Raw genomic sequence first — 12623 nt, forward strand, 5'->3', positions numbered from 1 at the left:
TCGGCGAGCGCCGCGAGCGTGTTCTGCGACGTCGTCGATTTGCCGATGCCGCCTTTGCCGTAGAATGCGATTTGTCGCAGTGATGACATTCTGCTCTCCATCAACCGATTGCCTATGTCGCGCCCGCGCTGTTCGCGAGGCGTGACCGCGTCCTCTCTGTGTCCGAACCGGCAGACGGGTTGTTGGGAAGGAGAGCATCGCTCGTCCGAAGCGTCGGCGTGCACTCAGCCCTCAACCATTGCCTGGGCCCAGTTTTGCAACGGCTGTGCCAGCACGCGCACGGCGTCAAAAACAGTCATGATTTAAAGGAGATGCGGAGCATTCCGTGAGCGATGGCGGGTTGTTGCAAACCCGACATCGGAATGCTTCGCAAGATGCGACGACGCGCGGTGCTGTCCGAAACGACACAACGGCGGCGGCTTTTCAGCCGCGCGGCGCCCGGAACGAGATTTGCTAGGTCCTCTCCGCAGCCCTGCGGCACAGACGCTGACAACGTTGAGGAGGATGCAATGCAGATCGGAGTGGAGACGGCCAAGGCCGTGGACCAGCGGCGCGTGTTCGTGATCGACGACGACGAGATCACGCGCGCGGCCCTGCAGTTCATGTTGCACGACGAGATCGAGACACATGAATTGGCGACTCCCGAGGAGGCGTATGAGAAGGGCGTCGACTGGTTGGCGCCGAACGTGGTGCTGCTCGGGGTGTCCTTCCTGAAGCAACGCGGACCCGAGCTCGTCCGCGAGATCCTGGCGAAGTTCAAGGGCGTGCGGATTCTGATCGTGACCGCCAAGGCGGACGAGGCGATCGCGATCGAGGGTCTCAAGGCCGGCGCGCATGGCGCCGTGGTCAAGCCGCTCACGATCGAGTCGGTGCGCAAGAAGGTCGACACCATTCTCGGCCGCGCCGGCGGCGCGCAGCTCGTCCAGCTCGGCGGCGCCTGACGTGACGACCGTCGTCTTCTACGAGAAGCCGGGCTGCGGCACCAACGCCCGGCAGAAGCTGATGCTGACGCGCGCCGGCCACGATGTCGTCGCCAGGAATCTCTTGACCGAGCCCTGGACCGGCGAGCGGCTGCGCGCATATTTCGCCGGGACTCCCGTCTGGGCCTGGTTCAATCCAGCCTCGCCGCGCGTGAAATCAGGAGAGATCGAGCCAGAGACGATCGGAGCCGTCGCGGCCATCGACCTGATGCTCGAGGATCCGCTGCTGATCCGCCGGCCATTGATCGAAGCCGGCGGCCAGTGCTGCGCCGGCTTCGATCGTGAACCCGTGATCTCGCTGCTTCGGCAGTACGACGATCTGGACGACGTCCAGGGCTGCACGCGTCCGGAGGCGTCGACACCTTGTCCGGAGCCGCGCTGAGCGGCTCCGGTCAGCACGTCAGCGTTTCAACACCATGACCAGGCGATCGACACGCTTGCCCTGCTTGAAGTGGGATTCGACGATCTCGTCGATATCCTCAGCGGTGGTCGGCCGATACCAGACGCCGTCCGGATAGACCACCATCATCGGTCCGGCGCTGCAGAAGCCGAAGCAGCCGGCAGCGGTGACGCCGATGTCCGTCAACCGCTGCGCCTCGATGGTCTTGGTCAGCCGGTCCCACAGCGGCTGCACGCCGAGCGCGCCGCAGCTGCCGCGCGGATGTCCGGGCGGGCGCTGCGTCAGGCAGACGAAGGCGTGGTGTTTGTAGAGCTGCGGAATCTCGAACGCGTCATCCGCCTCGGCGACATCGGCATCGCTCATGACGCAGGCGCCTTGATGCCCTTGTCGGCGAGCAGGGTCGCGAGCTCGCCGGCCTGGAACATCTCGCGCACGATGTCGCAGCCACCCACGAACTCGCCCTTCACGTAGAGCTGTGGAATGGTCGGCCAGTTGGAGAACTCCTTGATGCCTTCGCGAATGAAGGGATCGGCGAGCACGTTGACGCTCTCGTAGGCCACGTCGAGCTTGGCCAGGATCTGCGCCACCGCGGCGGAGAAGCCGCATTGCGGCGCGGCCGGCACGCCCTTCATGAACAGCACGACATCACTGCCGTCGATCAGCTTCTGAATGCGTTCGGATGTCGACATGGACTGGATCCTTTCCCTGAATGCGACCGATCAGCCGGGCGGCAACGATCACTTCGGCAATGACGTTTCGAGCGCCAGCGCGTGCAGCACGCCGCCCATCTGGCCCTTGAGAGCCGAATAGACCATCTGATGCTGCTGCACCCGGCTCTTCCCAGCGAAGGCCTGTGAGGTGACGCGCGCCGAATAATGGTCGCCGTCGCCTGCCAGATCCTCGATCACGACAACGGCATCCGGGAACGCCTCCTTGATCAGACGCTCGATATCCGTTGCTGCCATCGCCATCGCTGCTGCTCCCGCTGGATTGATGACGGCATCATGCAAGCTCCGAACCAGTCATTTGCGCGCCGCAATCGCCGGCTCGCCGGCATCTGACGACGTGTCCACGCCAAATCGCGCAAGCGTCGCGTCGTGTTTGCGACATCGGCCGCGGGGCGGCGAGGAAGCGGCGTTCAAAATCCAACATCGGCCCGTTCTTCCACCCGCCTCGTGCCGGCTTCGACACTGCTGCACCCGCGCGAAAACGGTCCGCGTCTTGCAGTGATTTGATCGAGGTCAATGCAGATGCTCGAACTCGTCAGCGAACCCGACACGATCAACTTCGGCGATCTGCCGCAAGAGATCGATGCCCTGTTGCAACAGGGCGTGGCGGCCTATCGCCGCGACCACGCGCAGGCGGACCGGCTGTTTCGCCAGGCGCTGGCGGCCGCTCCGCAGCAGCTTCCGACCTACTTCTGCCTATATAAGATTCACACCTATCAGGGCCATCTCGACGAGGCAGAGGCGGTCGCGGAGCTGGGCCTTGCCGAAGCGGCGCGCCAGGCCGGCTGGCCATGTGATTGGCGGCATTGGACGCCGCATGATCCGCTGCCGGACGGCGCCGGCCGCTTCGCGCTCTACACGCTGAAGGCCCTCGCCTTCATCCATCTGCGCAAGACTGATTCCGAGGGTGCAGCCGAAATGCTCGCGGCGCTGCGGCGACTCGATCCCACCGGCGCCGTCGGATGGCCGGTCGTCGCCGCGCTGGCCGAGGGGCTCGGTCCGGAATGAGGCGACGCCATGCACGAGCGAAGCGAAACATGACTCGAATTGCAACGACCATCCCCCGGTGCGAACCAGGATCATGAGAGGAACCAACGCATGATGACCATGCACGCCCCGCCCCCTCCTTCCCCGGCGCAGACCGCCGTAGCGACCGGCTCCCAGAGTGCAGCCGAGAGCGTGATTGCGGCGTTGCGAACGGTCTATGACCCGGAGATTCCGGTGAACGTCTACGATCTCGGGCTGGTCTATCGGATCGCGCACGAGGGCGGCGGCGCCGTCGAGATCGACATGACCCTGACGGCGCCCGGCTGCCCGGTCGCGAGCGAGATCGTTCGCATGGTGGAGGACGCCGTGCAGGCCGTCGACGGCGTCGCATCGGTGAAAGTCACGCTCGTGTTCGAGCCGCCCTGGGACAAGTCGCGCATGTCCGAAGAGACCGCGCTGGAGCTGGGTTTGTTGTAACGCGCGCCAACCGCGCAACGGAAGCAGGAGCATCACATGCCTACGGAGAGCACGATCAAGCTGACCGCCAGCGACGGCCATACCTTTCAGGCGTTTCGTGCCGATCCCACCGACGCGCCGAAGGGGGCGATCGTCGTCCTGCCGGACGGCGCTGACGCTGCCGGCAGGCTACGCAAGATCGCCGATGCCTTCGCGGCCAGCGGATATGTCGTGATTGCGCCGGAGCTGTCACCTCCTGCGGCGATCGAATCGACGGTGGAGGGCGAGCCGGCCAAGTCCGTGCCGGATCCGGCAACGCCGCTGCTCGCCGAAGTCCAGTCGACCGTCGACAGCGTCAAGGACTGCGGCAAGGTGGCGGTAGTCGGCTTCGGCGCCGGCGGCGGTCTGGCCTATGACGCGGCCAACCGCGTCTCCGGCGTGGCCTGCGCGGTGAGCTACTACGCGACAGGTGTCGTCAATGCGGCCGGCGCCAAGCGCAAGATTCCGACCCTGCTCCATTTCGGCGAGGCCGACATCGTCGTGCCGTTCGCGGAGGTGACCATGTTCCGCGCCTATCATCCCGAGGTCAGCGCATTCTCCTATCCGAATGCCGCGCATGCGTTCGACGGCAACGGCGAGACCTATGATGAATCTGCAGCCGCGCTGGCACATGAGCGGACACTGGCGTGGATCTCGCAATACGTCGTCGGCCAGCCGCCGATCACGCTGAAGAATGCCGGCGCCTACGCGCTCGCCAAGACCGACAAGAAAAAGAAGAAGAAGGCCGACGACGACATGGGACCGCCGACCGATTGAGAATCCGATGGAGTGAGAGCGTCGCGATGCTGCCGACCACCATCCTGATCGACGAGCGGCCACGTTGCGTGGTGCGCCCCAACGACACCAAGGATCTCAACCGCTTCATCCGCAACGGCAAGCCTTTTCTGCTCGCCGATCATCCGGACGGCAAGATCACCCACCGCAACGCCAGCGGCACCGAGCTGGTCCAATGGCAGAACGCGCTGGCGCTGCACCGCGCCTGGGGCGGCGACGACGAGAATTTCTTCGGCGTGCCGTTGTATTAGTTTGGTACTATTTGTGGTCCGATGGACTACAAGAACCTTCGGATCACCTACAAGCTCGCTGCGCGATACAGCGCCCTCTCCCCTTGTGGGAGAGGGCATGCAGGACAGCGCAGCAGACTCGGTTGGGTGAGGGGTCTCTCTCGCCGGGCGCCACCTCGCAGTGAGCCCCCCTCACCCGACCAAATATGCGGAGAGGCCGGCGATGCTCTCTCCCACAAGGGGGGAGGGCCCATTCTTGAGCACCGCGGCTTACCTCTCAGCTCACGGTCGCGCGGCCCGCGCGTCGTGCGGATTGCCGGCCTGGTTGCGCATCCAGTCGGCAAGCTTGGTCATCGCGGCGTCGACATCCTGGCGGGCCTCGATGTCGCTGACGGTCTCCTCGAGCGCGCCGCGCATGCAGAGCAGCCAGGCGTCGCGCTCGGCATTGCCGATGGGAAAGCCCATATGGCGCTGACGCAGCCGCGGATGCCCCTTCTCAGGTGAATACAGCTTCGGGCCGCCGAGCCATTCCGAGAGGTATCGCTTCAGGATGTGCTTGATCGGCCCAAGATTGGTGCCGTGCATGTCGCGGATGGCCCTCGCCTCGGGCAGAGTATCCATCCGGTGGTAGAACGACTCGACCAGACGATCGACCACGACGGCGCCGCCAATTCGTTCATAGGGCGTGACGACCGGTCCCGCTTCTGAAGTCCCGGTCTCTGAAGTCCCAGCATCCGCCATCGGTCGTTCCTGTCTCTACTCGTCCAAGCTCGGCTGCAGGATGACCTCAGCCGGCGCCCCCGGGCCCTGCTGGTCCACGAGCTCCAGCGCATCGACACGCGACAAACCGCCGCCACTGTCCATCAGCACGATAGCGTCCTTCGGCATGCTGGCAAGAGCCTCGATCAGCTTGGCGACAGTCACGGTCCCTCCCGCTCACGCAGCGTCGTGCGCGGCCACAGGCGCGCCGGTTTCGTCGAAATTCAGCGTCACCGGATCCTCGTCGAGCATCACGATCTCGGCCCGGCTCAGCGCCCCATTGGCATGGTAGCTGTAGCAGTGCGTGAGCTCGATCTCGCCATAGACGATCTTTTCGAACCCGGTCAGTACGCCTTCGGCATCGAAATAGCCGCGGATGAACGTGTTCCGGTTCGAGAGCTGCTCAGGCGCGATCGCAGTCACCAGCCGCAGCGGCAGCTTGACGCCGGTGTAGGAGACGAAGAATCGACACGCCTGTCCCGCATCCGCGCTCATGCTGCCGCTCGCATCGAAGGTCACACCGCCGCCGTCACGAGACGGCTGCGGTCTTCAGGGCCTCAATCTGGTCACGGTCGACCTTGAACACGCCGCGGCCGCCGGCAAAGGTCTGATAGGCCTTCATGCCGATCGCAGCACTCAACTTGTCGAACCATTGCTGCGGCGTCAGGTCCCCGGGGCGCTCGCTGATCTCGGCGACAGTGCCGTCATTGGCGAAGCGGACATGCAGCGTCAAATTGTCCATGGTATCCTCCTCTTACAGGCCTGAACCGAAGCCGAGCAGCTCGATCTTGACGTTCTCGGTGCCAAGGATGGTCGCCTGGCAGGCGAGGCGCGACTTCGAGCCGACGCCGACGATGGTGTCGAGCTTCTCGTTCTCGAGCTTCGTCACCTTCGACACGCCCTTGCGTCCCTCCTGCAGGAAGATGTGGCAGGAGCCGCACTTTGCCTGGCCCTCGCATTTGTGCTGGATCTCGACCTCAGCGCCGAGCAGCGCTGCCAGGATGGTGGTGCCCTCGCCCACCTCGATCGTCTTGCCGGAGGGCATGACCGTCAGAGTTGCCATTGAATGTCTCCTTTGCTGGGTTGAGTTCAACTGGTGTCAGTAGATCGCGGCGCCCGCCCCGACATTGACCGAGGCGTCCTTCATCGTCGCAACGATGAAGGCGATCTGGTCCGTGGTGAGATGGACGTGGAACGGCAGGGCCACCACACGATCGGCGACCTTCTCCGTCACGAGATAGTCGCCACGGCGATAGCCCATGTCGAAATAGTGTCGCTGCAGATGCAGAGGATTCGAATAGGCCACCGCCTCGACCTGCTCGACCCTGAGATCCTCGACGATCGAGTCCCGGCTCGACTTCGAGAACCGGGTGCCGAGATGGACCTGGTAGAGGAACCAGTTCACCTCGGTGACATCTGGACCGACATAGGGATCCTTGATGCCCTCGAACGACTGCACCTCGCTGTAATAGATCTGCTCGATCAGCTTGCGCCGCTCGAGGATCTCGTCGATCCGCCTCAGTTGCGCCAGCCCGAGCGCGGCGGTCACGTCGCTCATCACGGCCTGGTGCGACGCGCTGCTACTGACCACGACCGATGCGCGCTCGTCGAGCCGGTGCGACCGGTGCCGACGCACGGCCACCGCGATGTCGACGTCGTCGGTGACGACCATGCCGCCCTCGCCGCAGGTCAGCGCGAAGGGCTGCGAGAAGTCGAACACCGCGGCCGTACCGAATGTGCCGACCAGCGCCCCCTTGTATCTCGAGCCGATGGCCTCGGTCGAATCCTCGATGACAGGCAGTTCGTGGGCTTTCGCGATCGCCTGCAGCTCAGACCATTTGGCCGGGTGGCCGTTGGTGTTGCCGGCCAGGATCGCCTTGGTGCGCTCCGTGATGCGCGCCTCGATCTTGCTCGGGGCCAGCGTGCCCGAATAGTAGTCGATATCGGCAAACACCGGCTTGGCGCCGGCGATGCTGATCGCATGCGCGATCTCGCGGAATGAATACGACGACGCGATCACCTCGTCGCCGGGCCCGACCCCCATCGCCTTCAGAATCAGCAGCAGACCGAGCGTTCCGCTCGGGACCGCGATGGCGTATTTGCGCCCGAGATAGGCGGCGAACGTTGCCTCGAACTCTTCAACCAGCGGACCGCAGGACAGCCGCGGCGAGCGAAGCGTCGCCTCGACCGCCGCGATCTCCGCCGTCGTGATGTCGGGATCGGACAGCGGGATGAAGTCGGAGCCAACCGGCGCAAGTTCGGTCTCCTCCTGCTCCTGTCGGTCCGCATCGTGCACCAGAACGGGATTGATCATGATCAGCTCCGCCTGGCGAGGATCAGGCCGGTGGCCTTCGCCGGATCGTCGGTCACCCCGGCGCAATGTTCGCTGGCGTCGAGCAGATGCAGATCGAACGCCGGATAGCTGCGGAACGGCGCTTCGGTCACGTCGGATGCATCACACCGCGTCAGCGCCAACTTGGGAAACCGACGGCGCAATTCGCCGAACGCCGCGCTGCCGGCATCGGGTCCAGTGAGGACCTGCTCGATCTCATTCAGTTCCTGCTCGGCAAGCGCCATGTCACCCGTCCTCTTTGCTACTGCCAGAATATCCGCTCGGGATCGGCGTTCAGCTCGTCGACCGCCGCGGTCAACCGCCGGTGCACGCTGTGCAGCTCCCAACTCCCCCGACCGTGATCTCTCCAGAACAGCTTCCACATTCCGTTCGCGGGGTCATGACGCAGCAACGCGACGTCGATCACCCCGCCGTCCTTGTCGATGTTGCGTGAGCAGCACGGACTCTGGACGTGATAGCCCTCAGTCGCCGGCGACACCGTCGGCTCGACGTAGCGATAGCGCTTGCGCGACTTCAGCGCGCGTTCGATCCGCTTGCGATCCAGCTCATTGGGATGCGCAGGCAGGATGACGCTGGGCTCGAGCGCGGCTGCGATCATGGCGGAACATCTCCCTAGACCGGGACGATCTCCTCTTCGAGACAACCCACGACGAGCTGCTCGCCGAACTCGACGAGATAGATCGGCATGTTCGCCTCGGTGTGAGTGCCGACCTGGACGATCTCGCCCGTGTCGCCGACGCCGACCAGCTTCGCCTCGGCCGGCGCGTTCGGAAACGAGCCGTCGTTGACCAGATCGATCAGCGCCTTCACCCGCTGACCCCATTGATATTTCGGCAGGCGTGACTCGATCATGATCTGGTTGCTCCCGGCAGCGGCAGCTCGTCCTCGGTCTCCCCGCGGGGCACGGTGGATTCGAGCTCCTTGCGTTTCATGCCGACGCGGTTCCCACTTTCGAGAAACTCGACGCCGTAGATGTAGAATTGCTGCAGGAACGTCCCGATCGACACGACGTAGCCGATCTCGCCTTTCTTCGCGAGGACCTCGCCGATCTCCTTGCCCGCATAGGTGCCGTCGTTGCGGATCGTACGCTTGGCCTTGACCTTCTCGCCGAACGCGAAATACGGCGGCGCGGACAGCTCCACGACCTCGCTGTCACGAACGATGTTGCTCATGCCGGTTTCTCCATCGCAGCTCCGGAACGATTGTCGAGCCGGCCGCGCGCCATCTCCTGCACCAGCGGATCCTCGTCGCGCGCCAACTCGCCGAGCTCGCTGAGCGCGATCCGGCTCGCAACCTCGTGACGCACACGCCAATCGGCGTCCTTGCGCATCGCGGTGAGAAGATCAGGCACGAGGCGCTCGGCGATCTCGAGCCGTACCCGTGGATCGGGGTCGCTGATCATGCCGAGCAGCCAGTCGCTCGGGATGCGCCGCGCGACGACGCGGCGGACCTCGGCCTCCGGGTCCCCCATCATGCGGCCGAGCACAGACGGCACGATGCGGCGCGCCACGACGAGGCGGACGTAATAGTCGTCGTCCATCATCATCGGCATCAGGTCTTCCGGATCGAGCACGGTCGCGATCCGAATGCGGACCTCGCGATGCGGATCATGGCGCAGCCGCAGCACCAGCCGCTTCGGCAGCCGCCGCGCGGCGTTCCAGCGCACCGTCTCCTCGGGATCATCGAGCAGCGGCGGCAGAAAGAACGGGCTGGCATGCTTCGCCGCGATCGCACGAACCTCGAAGTGCGGATGCTTGACGTAGCCGTTGGCGAGCGCCGGATTCCAATTGAAGAAGCGGTCGATGCGACGGGCGTAGCGGTCGTGCACGCAGGCGTGCCGAAGGCGACATCCGCCGGATGCGTTGAGCGGCGCGTGTTCGCAGCCCGCGCAACTGATCTCGTTGCCCTGCCAGTCGATGGCCTCGTCGATGTCGTCATTCATCGTCGAGCTCCACCCGGTCGACCACCTCGAGCAGGACGCGTGCGCCGATCTTGTCGCTGGGATCGAGCTCGAGCAGCTTCTGCACCGCAAGCCGTCCCTCGACGAGATTGCCGAGGCGCATCTGCAAATAGGCGTATCCCTTCAAGGTGAACATGAAGAAGCGCGGCAGCATGTTGTCATAGCTGCCGAACTCGGCATGACCGGCGCGAACGTCGCGCCAGTGCGGTGGCAAGCGGTTTTCGACGGCCGCCTTGGCGAGGCACCGCTTGGCGATCCGCAGCGCGTCAGCGAGCCGTCCCTTGTAGAAATAGAAGCGGTAGAAACCGATCAGGACCGCCGCATGCCCAGGCGCCAGCGCGTCCGCCTCCTTCAGATGCGTCTCCGCAACCTCGTCGAGATGATAGCTCTGGCCCGCCTGCCACAGATGATACTCGGCTTCCTCCGGCAGGCCGCCGCCGAGCAGCGCGTCGGCGAGCAGCGCGTCCTCGATGGCAGTCTGAGAGCTGGGCCGGGCATCGGTGGGCATGGCGAGCTGTCCTAGTGCTCCAGCGCCTTCAAGGCATGGGTCGAGCACGAGACCTGTTTCGGATCGTGAAACACGAGGCCGGTCTGCGTCGCGGTATCCGCGAAGTCGATGGTGACGCCGTCCAGCAGCAGCCGGCTCTCTGCCGGCAGGAACAGCCTGACGCCGTCTCGCTCGACCACCGCATCGCCGGGCTGGGGTGCGGCGAGGACGCTGATGTCGGCGGCGAGCCCGGAGCAGCCGCCGGGAGAGACGGCGAGCCGGAAGCCGGAACCCGCAGTGCCGTCGGCCCGCAACATCATGCGCATGAATTTCTGCGCGGCCGGCGTGAGCGTGAAGTTCATCTCGGTCTCCCTCAAGCCGGCGGCTGGTAGCGCGGGAACGAATTGTCGATCACGCAGGTGTTGTCGACCGGGCAGACCGCCGCGCATTGCGGCTCGTCGAAATGGCCGATGCACTCGGTGCACTTCTTCGGATCGATCACGAAGGTGCCGTTCTTCTCCGAGATCGCCACGTTCGGACATTCGGGTTCGCAGGCCGAGCAGCTCGTGCACTGCGAGGCAATGATCTTCAAGGTCATCAAAGGCTCCTGTCGAAGGGACCCGGCGACGGGATCGCGCCGCCGGGGTCTGATGTCACGCCGCCGAGATCAGGGCGCCCTGGCGAATTTCGGCGTCGCCGCGCACGACGTGCTGGATCTCGCCGCTGTTCACCTTGTCGAGATAACTCTTGAACCAGGCGATCGCGGACTTCTCGATGAACTCGTGCGCGAACTGGTCGACCGGCTCGATGCCCGCCGCCTGCAGGTCGCTCTTCGGGCAGCCGCCGATCTTGGCCACGAACACCGCATGGCAGTCGTTGATGGCGCGGATGACGGTCTCCAGGCTGTCCTCGTCGCCATAGCCGCCCTGGCAGTACAGGTCGACGCGGCGGTGACCAACGAACTTGGCACCGGCCGTGGAGAGCTCGTAGACCTGGAACTCCTTGGCGTGACCGAAATGCTCGTTGATCAGGCCCGAGCCCTTGGTCGCGACCGCGATCAAGAGCTTGATGTCGCTCGACTGGCCGGCGAGCGAGGCGAGCTCTTCCTGCTTCGCCACGACCTTGGCGACGCGCTCGCTCTCGACCGCCTCCTGATAGGCCTTGCGGCTGTCGATGTCGTAATTCACCTCCATCGCCATGATCTTGTCGGTGGTGAACTCGGCCGAGCGATCCTCGCCGAGCAGGCCCACGGCGTCGGCGCGGCACTGGCGGCAATGCCGCATCATGTTCATCTCGCCTTCGCACTCGTCCTGCAGCGCCTTCAGCTCCTGCGCCGTCGGGCCGCGCTGGCCGGTCAGGCCGAACACGGTGCCGTGCTCCGGCGAGGAGATCAGCGGCATGATGTTGTGCAGGAACGCGCCGCGCGATTTCACCGCCTTGTTGACCTCGACGAGGTGCTTGTCGTTGACGCCCGGGATCATCACCGAGTTGACCTTGCAGAGGATGCCGCGCTCGGTGAGCATCTCCAGGCCCTGCAGCTGGCGATCGGTGAGCAGCTTGGCCGCCTCGACGCCGGTGTAGCGCTTGTGCTTCCAGAACACCCAGGGATAGATCTTGGCGCCAATTTCAGGGTCGACCATGTTGATCGTGATCGTGACGTGATCGACGTTGAATCCGGCGATGGTGTCGACATGGTCGGGCAGCGCGAGGCCGTTGGTCGACAGGCAGAGCTTGATGTCCGGGGCGGTCCGGGCGATCAGCTCGAAGGTCTTGAACGTCTTCTCCGGATTGGCGAGCGGATCGCCGGGACCGGCGATCCCGAGCACGGTCATCTGCGGAATGGTCGAGGCGACGGCGAGCACCTTCTTGGCGGCCTGCTCCGGCGACAGCTTCTCGCTGACCACGCCCGGACGCGACTCGTTGGCGCAGTCATATTTGCGGTTGCAGTAGTTGCACTGGATGTTGCAGGCGGGCGCGACGGCGACATGCATGCGCGCGTAGTGATGATGCGCCTCCTCGCTGTAGCAGGGATGGTTCTTCACCTTCTCCCAGATCTCCGGCGGAAGGTCGTTCTCGCCTGCGCCCGAGCCGCAGCTCGCCTTGCCGCTGCCGCCCGAGGTGCCGCAACCCTTGTGTTCCGCGATGGTCTGCATCACCGAGCTCAGCTTGTCGCCGTCCGGTATCGTCGCCTGTTCGTGCTGCACTGACGCGTCCATGTCCGCTCCTTACGTTGCTGGCGAGCCGCAAACCGCCTTGACGATGGTTCAGCAACTCGCGTGCCACGCCGCGGAAGCGGTCATTTCGCCGGACTATCAACGTGTTAGTGAGATGATTGCGCCTGTCGCCTTGCCAACATGCGAGAGGCTCGCGATCGCGCGGATGTTAGAAACGTTACAGACTCGGCCAAGGCCTCAAGCCGAACAGCAAGACAGCGCGGCTTGCGACCGCG

25 protein-coding genes are annotated in these 12623 nt (G+C 64.7%); 6 read left to right on the top strand and 19 right to left on the bottom strand.

All coding sequences use genetic code 11. From position 1 onward, the window contains the following. The coding region (locus tag ACQR2C_RS32055) for a hypothetical protein (protein ID WP_410051481.1) at positions 1 to 89 on the bottom strand (89 nt) is incomplete at its 3' end. Between the two features lie 420 nt (positions 90 to 509). Between ACQR2C_RS32055 and ACQR2C_RS32060 the strand changes: the two genes are divergently transcribed. Beyond that, the gene (locus ACQR2C_RS32060; protein WP_315741025.1) at positions 510 to 941 is read left to right on the top strand and encodes a response regulator transcription factor; all 432 of its coding nucleotides are present in this window, start codon (positions 510 to 512) and stop codon (positions 939 to 941) included. Continuing rightward, on the top strand, positions 835 to 1362 hold the full coding sequence (locus tag ACQR2C_RS32065; RefSeq protein WP_434882933.1) for an ArsC/Spx/MgsR family protein: 528 nt from the start codon (positions 835 to 837) through the stop codon (positions 1360 to 1362). Before ACQR2C_RS32060 ends, ACQR2C_RS32065 begins: the two co-directional genes overlap by 107 nt. An 18-nt stretch (positions 1363 to 1380) precedes the next feature. Here ACQR2C_RS32065 and ACQR2C_RS32070 read toward each other — a convergent pair whose 3' ends face one another. From ACQR2C_RS32070 to ACQR2C_RS32080, 3 genes are read right to left on the bottom strand one after another with little or no spacing between them, the layout of a single operon-like run. After that, positions 1381 to 1743: a (2Fe-2S) ferredoxin domain-containing protein gene (locus tag ACQR2C_RS32070; protein WP_315803666.1), complete on the bottom strand. Its 363-nt coding sequence runs from the start codon at positions 1741 to 1743 to the stop codon at positions 1381 to 1383. Beyond that, positions 1740 to 2069, bottom strand: a complete 330-nt coding sequence (gene grxD, locus ACQR2C_RS32075) for a Grx4 family monothiol glutaredoxin (protein ID WP_315803667.1) — start codon at positions 2067 to 2069, stop codon at positions 1740 to 1742. Before grxD ends, ACQR2C_RS32070 begins: the two co-directional genes overlap by 4 nt. 48 nt (positions 2070 to 2117) lie before the next feature. Further along, complete coding sequence (locus ACQR2C_RS32080; RefSeq protein ID WP_006609694.1) at positions 2118 to 2351, bottom strand: BolA/IbaG family iron-sulfur metabolism protein; 234 nt, start codon at positions 2349 to 2351, stop codon at positions 2118 to 2120. A gap of 273 nt (positions 2352 to 2624) precedes the next feature. Here ACQR2C_RS32080 and ACQR2C_RS32085 point away from each other — a divergent pair, with 273 nt between their 5' ends. From ACQR2C_RS32085 to ACQR2C_RS32100, 4 genes are all read left to right on the top strand, one after another. After that, entirely contained in the window at positions 2625 to 3116 is a 492-nt protein-coding gene (locus ACQR2C_RS32085; RefSeq protein ID WP_434837726.1) for a tetratricopeptide repeat protein, read from the top strand. A 93-nt stretch (positions 3117 to 3209) separates the two neighbouring features. After that, complete coding sequence (locus tag ACQR2C_RS32090; RefSeq protein WP_315803800.1) at positions 3210 to 3572, top strand: iron-sulfur cluster assembly protein; 363 nt, start codon at positions 3210 to 3212, stop codon at positions 3570 to 3572. A gap of 36 nt (positions 3573 to 3608) precedes the next feature. Beyond that, positions 3609 to 4367 (top strand): dienelactone hydrolase family protein, encoded by a 759-nt coding sequence (locus ACQR2C_RS32095; protein WP_315803669.1) that lies wholly within the window; start codon positions 3609 to 3611, stop codon positions 4365 to 4367. Between the two features lie 26 nt (positions 4368 to 4393). Continuing rightward, positions 4394 to 4636, top strand: coding sequence for a hypothetical protein (locus ACQR2C_RS32100; RefSeq protein ID WP_434882934.1), 243 nt, complete (start codon positions 4394 to 4396; stop codon positions 4634 to 4636). A 261-nt stretch (positions 4637 to 4897) separates the two neighbouring features. Here ACQR2C_RS32100 and ACQR2C_RS32105 read toward each other — a convergent pair whose 3' ends face one another. Genes ACQR2C_RS32105 through nifB form a run of 15 tightly spaced genes read right to left on the bottom strand, consistent with a single transcriptional unit; the run spans position 4898 to position 12390 of the window. Continuing rightward, positions 4898 to 5356: a group II truncated hemoglobin gene (locus tag ACQR2C_RS32105; protein ID WP_315803671.1), complete on the bottom strand. Its 459-nt coding sequence runs from the start codon at positions 5354 to 5356 to the stop codon at positions 4898 to 4900. A gap of 15 nt (positions 5357 to 5371) precedes the next feature. Next, positions 5372 to 5539, bottom strand: a complete 168-nt coding sequence (locus ACQR2C_RS32110) for a hypothetical protein (RefSeq protein ID WP_315803672.1) — start codon at positions 5537 to 5539, stop codon at positions 5372 to 5374. Between the two features lie 12 nt (positions 5540 to 5551). Further along, entirely contained in the window at positions 5552 to 5869 is a 318-nt protein-coding gene (locus ACQR2C_RS32115; protein ID WP_316179957.1) for a DUF6156 family protein, read from the bottom strand. 34 nt (positions 5870 to 5903) lie between these two features. Further along, entirely contained in the window at positions 5904 to 6116 is a 213-nt protein-coding gene (locus ACQR2C_RS32120) for a hypothetical protein (protein ID WP_315803674.1), read from the bottom strand. Between the two features lie 12 nt (positions 6117 to 6128). Then, positions 6129 to 6437 carry a 2Fe-2S iron-sulfur cluster-binding protein gene (locus ACQR2C_RS32125; RefSeq protein ID WP_315713113.1) on the bottom strand — a complete coding sequence of 103 codons (309 nt, stop codon included), beginning with the start codon at positions 6435 to 6437 and terminating at the stop codon, positions 6129 to 6131. Between the two features lie 36 nt (positions 6438 to 6473). Then, entirely contained in the window at positions 6474 to 7688 is a 1215-nt protein-coding gene (locus ACQR2C_RS32130; RefSeq protein ID WP_434882935.1) for a DegT/DnrJ/EryC1/StrS family aminotransferase, read from the bottom strand. A gap of 2 nt (positions 7689 to 7690) precedes the next feature. Continuing rightward, positions 7691 to 7951: a hypothetical protein gene (locus ACQR2C_RS32135; protein ID WP_315803676.1), complete on the bottom strand. Its 261-nt coding sequence runs from the start codon at positions 7949 to 7951 to the stop codon at positions 7691 to 7693. A 17-nt stretch (positions 7952 to 7968) separates the two neighbouring features. After that, the gene (locus ACQR2C_RS32140; protein ID WP_434882936.1) at positions 7969 to 8325 is read right to left on the bottom strand and encodes a DUF3024 domain-containing protein; all 357 of its coding nucleotides are present in this window, start codon (positions 8323 to 8325) and stop codon (positions 7969 to 7971) included. 14 nt (positions 8326 to 8339) lie between these two features. Beyond that, positions 8340 to 8579, bottom strand: coding sequence for a nitrogen fixation protein NifZ (locus ACQR2C_RS32145; RefSeq protein ID WP_434882937.1), 240 nt, complete (start codon positions 8577 to 8579; stop codon positions 8340 to 8342). Further along, complete coding sequence (locus ACQR2C_RS32150; RefSeq protein WP_434882938.1) at positions 8576 to 8899, bottom strand: nitrogen fixation protein NifZ; 324 nt, start codon at positions 8897 to 8899, stop codon at positions 8576 to 8578. Before ACQR2C_RS32150 ends, ACQR2C_RS32145 begins: the two co-directional genes overlap by 4 nt. Further along, the gene (locus tag ACQR2C_RS32155) at positions 8896 to 9669 is read right to left on the bottom strand and encodes a 4Fe4S-binding leucine-rich repeat protein (RefSeq protein ID WP_316218890.1); all 774 of its coding nucleotides are present in this window, start codon (positions 9667 to 9669) and stop codon (positions 8896 to 8898) included. Before ACQR2C_RS32155 ends, ACQR2C_RS32150 begins: the two co-directional genes overlap by 4 nt. Beyond that, positions 9662 to 10195, bottom strand: coding sequence for a hypothetical protein (locus tag ACQR2C_RS32160; RefSeq protein WP_315803681.1), 534 nt, complete (start codon positions 10193 to 10195; stop codon positions 9662 to 9664). The genes ACQR2C_RS32155 and ACQR2C_RS32160 overlap by 8 nt, the downstream gene beginning before the upstream one ends. Before the next feature lie 11 nt (positions 10196 to 10206). Beyond that, positions 10207 to 10536, bottom strand: coding sequence for a HesB/IscA family protein (locus tag ACQR2C_RS32165; RefSeq protein WP_315803682.1), 330 nt, complete (start codon positions 10534 to 10536; stop codon positions 10207 to 10209). A gap of 11 nt (positions 10537 to 10547) precedes the next feature. Continuing rightward, complete coding sequence (locus ACQR2C_RS32170; RefSeq protein ID WP_006609676.1) at positions 10548 to 10772, bottom strand: YfhL family 4Fe-4S dicluster ferredoxin; 225 nt, start codon at positions 10770 to 10772, stop codon at positions 10548 to 10550. 55 nt (positions 10773 to 10827) lie between these two features. Next, the gene (nifB, locus tag ACQR2C_RS32175) at positions 10828 to 12390 is read right to left on the bottom strand and encodes a nitrogenase cofactor biosynthesis protein NifB (RefSeq protein ID WP_315803683.1); all 1563 of its coding nucleotides are present in this window, start codon (positions 12388 to 12390) and stop codon (positions 10828 to 10830) included. Between the last annotated feature and the right edge of the window lie 233 nt (positions 12391 to 12623).

This window comes from Bradyrhizobium sp. HKCCYLRH3061 (assembly GCF_051168015.1).
GTDB lineage: Bacteria > Pseudomonadota > Alphaproteobacteria > Rhizobiales > Xanthobacteraceae > Bradyrhizobium.

What these genes read in the sequence shown, in the direction of transcription:
- ACQR2C_RS32060 (WP_315741025.1), top strand. Translation starts at nt 510, where the DNA reads ATGCAGATCGGAGTGGAGACGGCCAAGGCCGTGGACCAGCGGCGCGTG.
- ACQR2C_RS32065 (WP_434882933.1), top strand. Translation starts at nt 835, where the DNA reads ATGGCGCCGTGGTCAAGCCGCTCACGATCGAGTCGGTGCGCAAGAAGG.
- ACQR2C_RS32070 (WP_315803666.1), bottom strand. Translation starts at nt 1,743, where the DNA reads ATGAGCGATGCCGATGTCGCCGAGGCGGATGACGCGTTCGAGATTCCG.
- grxD (WP_315803667.1), bottom strand. Translation starts at nt 2,069, where the DNA reads ATGTCGACATCCGAACGCATTCAGAAGCTGATCGACGGCAGTGATGTC.
- ACQR2C_RS32080 (WP_006609694.1), bottom strand. Translation starts at nt 2,351, where the DNA reads ATGGCGATGGCAGCAACGGATATCGAGCGTCTGATCAAGGAGGCGTTC.
- ACQR2C_RS32085 (WP_434837726.1), top strand. Translation starts at nt 2,625, where the DNA reads ATGCAGATGCTCGAACTCGTCAGCGAACCCGACACGATCAACTTCGGC.
- ACQR2C_RS32090 (WP_315803800.1), top strand. Translation starts at nt 3,210, where the DNA reads ATGACCATGCACGCCCCGCCCCCTCCTTCCCCGGCGCAGACCGCCGTA.
- ACQR2C_RS32095 (WP_315803669.1), top strand. Translation starts at nt 3,609, where the DNA reads ATGCCTACGGAGAGCACGATCAAGCTGACCGCCAGCGACGGCCATACC.
- ACQR2C_RS32100 (WP_434882934.1), top strand. Translation starts at nt 4,394, where the DNA reads ATGCTGCCGACCACCATCCTGATCGACGAGCGGCCACGTTGCGTGGTG.
- ACQR2C_RS32105 (WP_315803671.1), bottom strand. Translation starts at nt 5,356, where the DNA reads ATGGCGGATGCTGGGACTTCAGAGACCGGGACTTCAGAAGCGGGACCG.
- ACQR2C_RS32115 (WP_316179957.1), bottom strand. Translation starts at nt 5,869, where the DNA reads ATGAGCGCGGATGCGGGACAGGCGTGTCGATTCTTCGTCTCCTACACC.
- ACQR2C_RS32120 (WP_315803674.1), bottom strand. Translation starts at nt 6,116, where the DNA reads ATGGACAATTTGACGCTGCATGTCCGCTTCGCCAATGACGGCACTGTC.
- ACQR2C_RS32125 (WP_315713113.1), bottom strand. Translation starts at nt 6,437, where the DNA reads ATGGCAACTCTGACGGTCATGCCCTCCGGCAAGACGATCGAGGTGGGC.
- ACQR2C_RS32130 (WP_434882935.1), bottom strand. Translation starts at nt 7,688, where the DNA reads ATGATCAATCCCGTTCTGGTGCACGATGCGGACCGACAGGAGCAGGAG.
- ACQR2C_RS32135 (WP_315803676.1), bottom strand. Translation starts at nt 7,951, where the DNA reads ATGGCGCTTGCCGAGCAGGAACTGAATGAGATCGAGCAGGTCCTCACT.
- ACQR2C_RS32140 (WP_434882936.1), bottom strand. Translation starts at nt 8,325, where the DNA reads ATGATCGCAGCCGCGCTCGAGCCCAGCGTCATCCTGCCTGCGCATCCC.
- ACQR2C_RS32145 (WP_434882937.1), bottom strand. Translation starts at nt 8,579, where the DNA reads ATGATCGAGTCACGCCTGCCGAAATATCAATGGGGTCAGCGGGTGAAG.
- ACQR2C_RS32150 (WP_434882938.1), bottom strand. Translation starts at nt 8,899, where the DNA reads ATGAGCAACATCGTTCGTGACAGCGAGGTCGTGGAGCTGTCCGCGCCG.
- ACQR2C_RS32155 (WP_316218890.1), bottom strand. Translation starts at nt 9,669, where the DNA reads ATGAATGACGACATCGACGAGGCCATCGACTGGCAGGGCAACGAGATC.
- ACQR2C_RS32160 (WP_315803681.1), bottom strand. Translation starts at nt 10,195, where the DNA reads ATGCCCACCGATGCCCGGCCCAGCTCTCAGACTGCCATCGAGGACGCG.
- ACQR2C_RS32165 (WP_315803682.1), bottom strand. Translation starts at nt 10,536, where the DNA reads ATGAACTTCACGCTCACGCCGGCCGCGCAGAAATTCATGCGCATGATG.
- ACQR2C_RS32170 (WP_006609676.1), bottom strand. Translation starts at nt 10,772, where the DNA reads ATGACCTTGAAGATCATTGCCTCGCAGTGCACGAGCTGCTCGGCCTGC.
- nifB (WP_315803683.1), bottom strand. Translation starts at nt 12,390, where the DNA reads ATGGACGCGTCAGTGCAGCACGAACAGGCGACGATACCGGACGGCGAC.